Origin of the sequence: Streptomyces sp. SID14515 (genome assembly GCF_010548505.1) — a bacterium.
GTDB lineage: Bacteria > Actinomycetota > Actinomycetes > Streptomycetales > Streptomycetaceae > Streptomyces > Streptomyces caviscabies.
Map to the genome: position 1 here is coordinate 48717 of NZ_JAAGMH010000098.1, position 7802 is coordinate 56518.

Annotated in this window: 5 protein-coding genes; 3 read left to right on the forward strand and 2 right to left on the reverse strand. The window is 72.5% G+C overall.

Annotated elements, in window-relative coordinates; translation table 11 throughout:
* Positions 1–360: 360 nt before the first annotated feature.
* Positions 361–1998, forward strand: coding sequence for a hypothetical protein (locus G3I54_RS22210; RefSeq protein WP_239144501.1), 1638 nt, complete (start codon positions 361–363; stop codon positions 1996–1998).
* On the opposite strand, the gene G3I54_RS22215 is transcribed toward G3I54_RS22210, so the two are convergent.
* Together G3I54_RS22215 and G3I54_RS22220 are read right to left on the reverse strand one after the other, a co-directional pair.
* Positions 1967–3715 (reverse strand): serine/threonine-protein kinase, encoded by a 1749-nt coding sequence (locus tag G3I54_RS22215; RefSeq protein WP_203686944.1) that lies wholly within the window; start codon positions 3713–3715, stop codon positions 1967–1969. The genes G3I54_RS22210 and G3I54_RS22215 overlap by 32 nt on opposite strands.
* A gap of 74 nt (positions 3716–3789) precedes the next feature.
* Entirely contained in the window at positions 3790–4971 is a 1182-nt protein-coding gene (locus G3I54_RS22220; protein ID WP_164616628.1) for a Ku protein, read from the reverse strand.
* Positions 4972–5030: 59 nt separating this feature from the next.
* Between G3I54_RS22220 and ligD the strand changes: the two genes are divergently transcribed.
* Both ligD and G3I54_RS39050 read left to right on the forward strand, forming a co-directional pair.
* Positions 5031–5921, forward strand: a complete 891-nt coding sequence (gene ligD / locus G3I54_RS22225) for a non-homologous end-joining DNA ligase (protein WP_164616629.1) — start codon at positions 5031–5033, stop codon at positions 5919–5921.
* 254 nt (positions 5922–6175) lie between these two features.
* Positions 6176–7802, forward strand: a 1627-nt coding sequence (locus tag G3I54_RS39050) for a PBS lyase (RefSeq protein WP_343240390.1), incomplete at its 3' end; no start/stop codon positions are given.

The window sequence follows — 7802 nt, forward strand, 5'->3', positions numbered from 1 at the left end:
GGGCCGGTCAGGCCGTGCGGGCTCACCACATCCATTGGTCGATCGAGAACATGTCTCTCCGAATCACTTTCTTCATAGGCCGAGTTGACGGCGCGAACGGATCTGCACGAACGGATTGCCGGGCTCCGCGGAGCCGACGGGCATGATCCTTGCGGGCGTGGTGGCCCCTTGTCGAACTGTATTTTCGTTCGAGTGAATGTCGGGCATCCGACGGCCTCGTCACGTGCATGTCCGCCCAGATCATGCATCGGATCGATCACCGACGAACCGATAGAAAATCACCCATCGGCTGTGGCGTGGAACGGGGCGGATCCGGGCAGAGTGTCGGGGACCTATGAGGCTCGACGGTGGGGGGACCGTATGGAGTCCGGTGATCATTACGGGGTTGCGGGGTACGGGGCCGGCGGGGCCGTGCCGCCGCCGCCTTCTCACGCGCCTTCCGTCGGACCGCCGCCGCCCGGTGCGGCGCTGCGCGCGGTCGGGGCCGCGCTGCTCAATCTGACCGGACTCGGGCTGGGCTACGCCCTGTTGGGGCGCTGGGTGCGGGCGGCCGGGTGCTGGGCGGCCACGGCAATGCTGTTGTGGGTGGCGTTGCCCGCCGATCCGGACGGGGTGCCCGGGGGCGTCCTCGCCGGGTATCTGCTGGTGCTGGTGCTCGCCGCCGCCGACGGGGCCCGGATCGCCCGGCGTTCGGCGCTGGGCGGGGCGTGGCGGCCCGTCCTGGCGGTCGGGCTCGGGGTGGTGCTGCTGGCCGTGCCGACGGGCGGGGCGGCGGTGTACGGCTCCGCGCGGGACGAGGCGCGGGAGCAGATGCTGCTGGACCGGCTGGCGGCCGGTGACGAGCGGGTCGCGGCGGCCTCGCGGCAGCCGTTCGGCTCGGCGAAGGGTGACTACGAGAAGGGGCTCGACGTCTATCGCGCGCTCGGCGACGACCATCCCGGCTCCCGGGCCGCGAAGCTGGTCCCGGACCGTCTGAAGACGTATTACGACGCCGTCTCCGCCCCGTACGCGAAGAAGCGGCACTGCGAAGCCGTGGAGCCGTTGACCTATCTGCGGACGCTGCCGGACTCGGTCGACGCGAAGCTTCTCGGGGCCCTGGCCTCCTGGCCCGACGAGCCTCTCGCCGAGTCGCTGTACGGCTGCGGGGTCTCGCGCCTGGGCGCGGCGGGCGGAGGCGGCACGGAGCTGGGCGAGTTGTTGCGTACGTTCCCCGAGTCCGCGTCCGCGCAGCAGGTGGGGCCGGCGATCGACGAGCGGATCAAGGCCCAGGTGAAGGCGTTGAAGGGGGCCGAGCCGTGTGCGGCCACCACGGTGCTGCGCAGCCTCGGCGCCACCGCGTCCGGGCTCCCCGCCGAGAGTGTGAAGTCGCTGCGCGCCGATGCGGACCGGGGCGTCCTGAACGGGACGTACGCCTGCGGGGTCGACCAGTTCAAGGACGAGAAGTTCGGCGACGCGCGCACGACGCTGACCGATTTCGCGCGGACGTACAAGAGCGACGGGCGGGTGCGGCAGGCGCGGGACATCGCCATCGCCGCGGAGATCGCCGACGACCGGCCGGCGGCGGGCAAGCGGCTGCCGCCGACGAAGCGGCCCGGCGGGGCCCGGATGGAGCTGGTCATCAGCAATGACGCGCCGAACGCGGTAGAGGTGCTCTACACCGGCCCGGTCACCGGCACCGTCACGCTCAAAGCCTGTGCCGGCTGCAAGCGGTACAGCGCCTCCGCCGGAGGGCGGCAGGCCTGCAAGGCGAGCGGCAGGAGCTACCCGAAGGCACGGCTTCAGCTTCCCGCCGGGGAGTACCACTTCCTTTACAAGCACGGCACGGGCGCGACCGCCGGGGTGGACAGCTACTCCTCGGGCACGAAGGTCCAGCCGGGCTACACGTACACCAGCTGCACCTACGTCATCGAGCGGAATCCGTTCGGGCTGGACCCGCCCCTGATACCGGACCCGGTCAAGCCGGTGGTCAGCCCTTGGGACGCGGGTTCTTCTCGATGACCCGTCCGTCCAGGCCTGCGGTGAGGAAGGCGCCGCCGTGCGAGTCGGAGACGTAGACGCGCAGCACCGGGCGGTCTTCGTGGAAGGGCGAGGAGGGGTCCACGATCACATAACGGCTCTCCGGGTCCGGGACGTTGAGCGTCTTCTCCGCCGTGTTCAGCAGGGCGGGCAGCGCGTCCCAGTCGACGGAGTTCAGGTCGACCGTGGTGTCCCCCGACATCCGCGTGCCGCCCATCTCGTCGTTCTTCGCCCGGCCGTCGCGGTAGCTGAAGCGGTCGTACAGCGCGGAGTTGGACTTCAACGGTGCCTGCGCCGAGGCGTGCGCGTCGTAGAGGGTGAAGTCGGTGACCTTCGTCCCGCCCATGAGCGGCTTGAGCGCCTTGATCGCCGCCCGCGCCCCGTCCGGGGTCAGCAGGTCCTCGGCCTCCGGTACGTCCTGCTCGTCGGACGGGCCGGGCTCGTCGGAGCCGTCGGTGACCGGGTTCGGCGCCGGAGCCGATGCCTGGGGCGCGCTCGCCCGGTCGCGGGGGCGCTCGTCGCCGTCGGAGCCCTTGGAGGAGAACGGGTCGACCATCCAGAGGATGACGCCCGCGATGACCACGGCCGAGACGACGGACGAGGCGGCGCTGATCATCCGGACGCGGCGCAGGTCCCGGCGCTCGCGCTCTTCCGGGGTGCCCGGGGTGCGGGACGGGCCGGTGACGACCTGTTGGTAGCCGTGGCCGTAGCCCGTAGGTACACGATCCTCCGGCGCACCGGGCGGAGACACGGCGGCCGTCTGCGTGGGCGTGGTGTGTACGGACCCGGGGTGCGCGGACCCGGGCTGCGCGGGCTGTTCCCGTACGGGCTCGGTGGGGGTCGGGGCCGGGCTCCCGCCGGTGCGCGCGGCCTCGGCCAGCATGCGGTCGAGGGCCTCGGCGTCCGGGCGGGCCGGGATGTTCCGGGTGAGGAGCGCGCTCAGCACCGGGGTGAGGGCCCCGGCGCGTACCGGCGGCGGGATCTCCTCGTCGAGCACGGCGGCCAGCGTCGCCAGGGTGGTGGCCCGGCGCAGCGGGTGGCGGCCCTCGACGGCGACGTACAGCATCATGCCGAGCGACCAGAGGTCGGAGGACGGGTCGCCCTCGGTGCCCCGGATGCGCTCGGGGGCTATGTAGTCGGGCGAGCCGATGAGGGCGCCGGTGGCGGTGAGGCTCGTCGACTCCCGGATCGCGGCGATGCCGAAGTCGGTGAGGACGGGGCGGCCGTCGGTGCGCAGGAGCACGTTGGCGGGCTTGACGTCACGGTGCTGGATGCCGGAGGCGTGAGCGGCGCGGAGGGCGGAGAGGATGCCGCGCCCCAGTTCGGCGGCCTCGGCGGGCTCCATGGGCCCGGCGGCGAGCCGTTCGTGCAGGGAGGAGCCGGCCACCAGCTCCATCACGATCCACGGGTAGCCCTCCTCGCCGGGGTCGACGATGTGGTGGACGGTGACCACGTTGGGATGGTCGACCCGGGCCAGGGCACGGGCCTCGCGCAACACCCGGGCGCGCAGCGTGCGGGCCCCTTCGGGGTCGTACTCCGCGAGCGCCGGGTCCGGGGGCCGTACTTCCTTGAGCGCGACATCGCGGTGGAGCGCCTCGTCCCGGGCCCGCCAGACCATGCCCATACCACCGCTGCCGAGCCGCTCCACCAGCGTGAAGCGACCGTCGATCACCCGTCTCGCAGGGGCCTCTTCGCTCATGGGCCGTAGCGTACGGGGGGCGTACGAGAGCGGGGAGCGGGGGCCGCGCCGAGGGCTGAAGGGCTGAAGCGGCCTCAGGCCGAGGCGCGTTTGCGTGTGGACGCCGTCTTCTTCGCCGTGGTGCCGCCGCTCGACGACGTCTTCTTCGCCGCGGTCTTCTTTCCGGTCGCCCGGCTTCCGCCGCTTCCGGCGCTTCCGGTGCTTCCGGTGCTTCCGGTGCTTCCGGAGGACTTCTTCGCCGTCGACGTGGACTTCTTCGCGCCGGTGGACTTGGGGGCGGACTTCTTCGCCGTGGAGCTTCCGGAGCGGGTGACCGTCTTGCCGGTCGGGGTGCGGTGCGTGGTCTTCTTCGTGGTTCCCCCGGACGACTTCCCCGAGGGCTTCCCGGCGGACTTTCCGGATGCCTTCTTGATGGGGTGGACGTCGGCCATCTCTCCGTCGCCGTCGCCCTCGTCCGCCGCCTCGGCGGACTGCTCGCCCCGGGACTTCTTGGCCGCCTGCACGCTGTTCTCCAGGGCCGCGATCAGGTCGATGACCTTGCCGCCGCCGGCGTCCTCGGTCTCGGCGGGGCGCACGCTCCCGCCGGAGGCCTTCGCGGCGATGAGTTCCTCCACCGCCTCCCGGTAGTCGTCGTGGAGGCTGTCCATGTCGACCTCGCCGAGCGTGTCCATCAGGGCGTCCGCCAGGTCGAGTTCGGCGTCGCGGACCGTGACGTCGCCGTCCGGGGCGACGCCCTCGGGGGCGCGGATCTCGTCCGGCCACAGGAGGCCGTGCATGGCGATCACATCGTCGACGACGCGGAGCATGCCGAGCCGTTCACGGCCGCGCAGGGCGTACTTGGCGACGGCGACCTTGTTGCTGCGCTTCAGGGCCTCGCGGAGCAGGGTGTACGGCTTGGCGGCCGGGACGCCGTTGGCGGAGAGGTAGTACGCCGCGTCCATCTGGAGCGGGTCGATCTGGTCGGCGGGCACGAAGGCGACGATCTCGATGGTCTTCGCCGTGGGCAGCGGGAGCTGGGCGAGGTCCTCGTCGGTGATCGGGATCATCGTGCCGTCGGCGTCCTCGTAGGCCTTGCCGATCTCGCCGGTCCCGACCTCCTCCTCGTCCAGTTCACAGACCTTGCGGTACCGGATCCGGCCACCGTCGGCGAGGTGGATCTGCCGGAAGTGGATCGAGTGGTTCTCGGTGGCGTTGACCAGCTTGATCGGGATGCTGACCAGCCCGAAGGAGATCGCGCCGTTCCATATGGACCTCACCGTTCACCCCTTTTGACCGCCAAGCACAGTTCGGAGGGTTTTCGTGTGACTCTTATCGTATGACGCCGATCACCGAGGTGGAGGGGCGACGGGTCTCGCTCAGCAATCTCGACAAGGTCCTCTATCCGGCCACCGGGACCACCAAGGGCGAGGTGCTGCACTACTACGCGGCGACCGTGAGCGGCGTGATCCTGCCCCATCTGCGCGACCGCCCCGTGTCCTTCCTGCGGTATCCGGACGGGCCGGGCGGCCAGCTCTTCTTCACCAAGAATCCGCCGCCCGGTACGCCCGCCTGGGTGGCCACCGCCGCCGTTCCCCGGAGCGAGGACCAGAACGCCCGGCAGGTGGTCGTGCGGGATCTGGCCTCGCTCATGTGGGCGGCCAACCTGGTGGTGGAGTTCCACACCCCGCAGTGGCGCACGGACGCGCCGGAGGTCGCCGACCGGATGGTCTTCGACCTGGACCCCGGCTCCCCCGCGACCGTCGTGGAGTGCTGCACGGTGGCGCTCTGGCTGCGGGAGCGCCTCGCGGCCGACGGGCTGTTCGCGTACGGGAAGACGTCCGGGTCCAAAGGGCTGCATCTGCTGGTCCCGCTGGAGCCCACCCCCTCCGGCGAGGTGTCGGCGTACGCGAAGCGGCTCGCGGTGGAGGCGGAGGCGGCCCTGCCGGAGCTGGCGCTGCACCGGATGAAGCGCGCCCTGCGGCCGGGCAAGGTCTTCGTCGACTTCAGCCAGAACGCCGCGGCGAAGACGACCGCCACGCCCTACACCCTGCGGGCCCGGACCGAGCCCACCGTCTCGGCCCCGGTCGCCTGGGACGAGATCGCGGAGTGCCGGGAGGCCGGGGCCCTGGTGTTCCGCGCCGGGGACATGGCCGCCCGGCTGGACCGGCACGGCGATCTGCTCGCCCCGCTGAACGATCCGGAGCGGGCGCGTCCGCTGCCCGTGTGAACCCCGGAAGGGCCCTGGAAACCCCCGGGGGGCACCCCTGTCCACAGGGAATCCACAGCCGAATCGTCTTGACCGGGTCATGACCTCGTTACGGCCCGAGGAAAGGCCACAAGTGGCGGGTGGATTGTCGGAGCGGTGGTGCACACTCTGCGCAGGCGCTTTCTACGGGGCGCGCCGGGAGGGGTGTGATGGACAAGGGCGCGCCATCGGGCGCGCCGGTCCGGGCGCTGTCGTGGTCGTGGGGAGGGGATGGCGTGTTCTCGGGGATCGACGAGGTCGACTGGGCCTCGATGGAGCATGCCTACGGGCCTGCCGACGATGTGCCGGAGCTTCTGCGGGGGCTCGCCTCCGACGATCCGGCGGTGCGGGAGGCGGCGCTCGACGGCATGTACGGCGCGGTCCACCACCAGGGCGATGTGTACGCGTGCACGCTCGCGTGCATCCCGTTCCTGTTCGAGCTGGTCGTGGATCCGGGCGTGCAGGACCGGGGCAGCGTGGTCGAACTGCTCACCAGCATCGGCGGCTTCGACCTCGACGAGGACGACGAGGCGGAGATCGACGAGGACGAGATCGAGGGTGCCGCGAACTACGCGATGGCGGCCGCCGCGGTCACCGCGGGCGCGGGGGTGTTCTTCGAGCTGATCGCCGACGAGGACCCCGGCGTACGGCTCGCGGCCCCGCTGGCGCTCGCCACGCTGCACCGGCACCCCGTGCGGGTGCTCGCGCTGCTCCGGGAGCGGCTGCCGGTGGAGCCCGACGAGGAGGTGCGGCTCGCCCTCGTGGAGGCGGCCGGCCGGGTCGCGCTGCGGCACCGGCCGCTGGCGGGGCGGGCCGCGGAGTGGCTGGGCCGGCTGGCGTCCCGGGCGCACTCGCCGGGGCTGCGGCTCGCGGCCCTGGCCCAGTTGGCGCGGTGTTCGCCCGACGGGCTGCCCGGTGATGTGGTGCCGGTGGTCTCGGGGCTGCTGCGCGAGATGCGTTCGGCGCCGGAGGAGCGTGCCGTTCCGGAGCGGGAGGAGGGGAAGGGCGGCGAGCCGGGTCATGATCGGGCCCCGGACCCCGGCCCGGCCCTGGCCCCGGCCTCCGACCGGAAGCATGACCCCGACCGGAAGCCCGACCCCGACCGGACTCAGGACCCGGACCCCGTGAACTCCGACCCCGTGAACTCCGAGCCGGTGAACTCCGAGCCCGTGAACTCCGAGCCGGTCGACTCCGAGTCGGCGCTCGCGGCGGAGGCCGGTCGGGGCGAGCAGATCGCGGCGCCGACCCTCGTGGGGCGGCTGCGGTCGCTGTCCGCCCAGGTCAACACGGAGAGCGCCGAGAACGCCGGGAGCACGGAGAGCGCCGGGCGCGGTACCCCTTGGGCCGCCGATCTGCTGCGCACCCTGCACGTCGGCCTCGACGACCGGGTGGGCGACCGCACCGCGCTGCTCGCCGACCAGTTGCGCAGCCCGGACCGCCGCCAGCGCATCGACGCCGTACGGATGAGCGGCGGGCTCATACGGGCCTGGCGCGGCCCGTACGAGGAGCTGGTGGCGCTCGTCGGCGATCAGCTCTCCGATCCCGAACCCCGGCTGGCCGAGGCCGCGTCCCATGTCCTGGAGGAGCTGTTCGGCCTCGCCGCGCCCGCCGCCGACGCCCTGGCCGCCCGGCTGGCCGCCGATCCCGGGAGCTGGGTGAAGTCCTGGGCCAGCGGTCCGCCCGGGCTCGGCTCCACGGTGAAGGCCCTGACCCGCCTCGGCGACGCCCGTGCGGTGCCCGCGCTCGCGGCGGCGCTGGAGCTGCCGCAGGTGGCGCACGACGTGGGGTTCGCGGTGGGCCACCTGGGCGCGGCGGCCCGGCCGCTCGCCGGGGCGCTGCGGCGCAGGCTCGCGGAGGTGGAGC

Bases quoted from the DNA above. Each gene is read 5' to 3' on its own strand.
- G3I54_RS22215 (WP_203686944.1), bottom strand. From the start codon at position 3,715: ATGAGCGAAGAGGCCCCTGCGAGACGGGTGATCGACGGTCGCTTCACG.
- G3I54_RS22210 (WP_239144501.1), top strand. From the start codon at position 361: ATGGAGTCCGGTGATCATTACGGGGTTGCGGGGTACGGGGCCGGCGGG.
- ligD (WP_164616629.1), top strand. From the start codon at position 5,031: ATGACGCCGATCACCGAGGTGGAGGGGCGACGGGTCTCGCTCAGCAAT.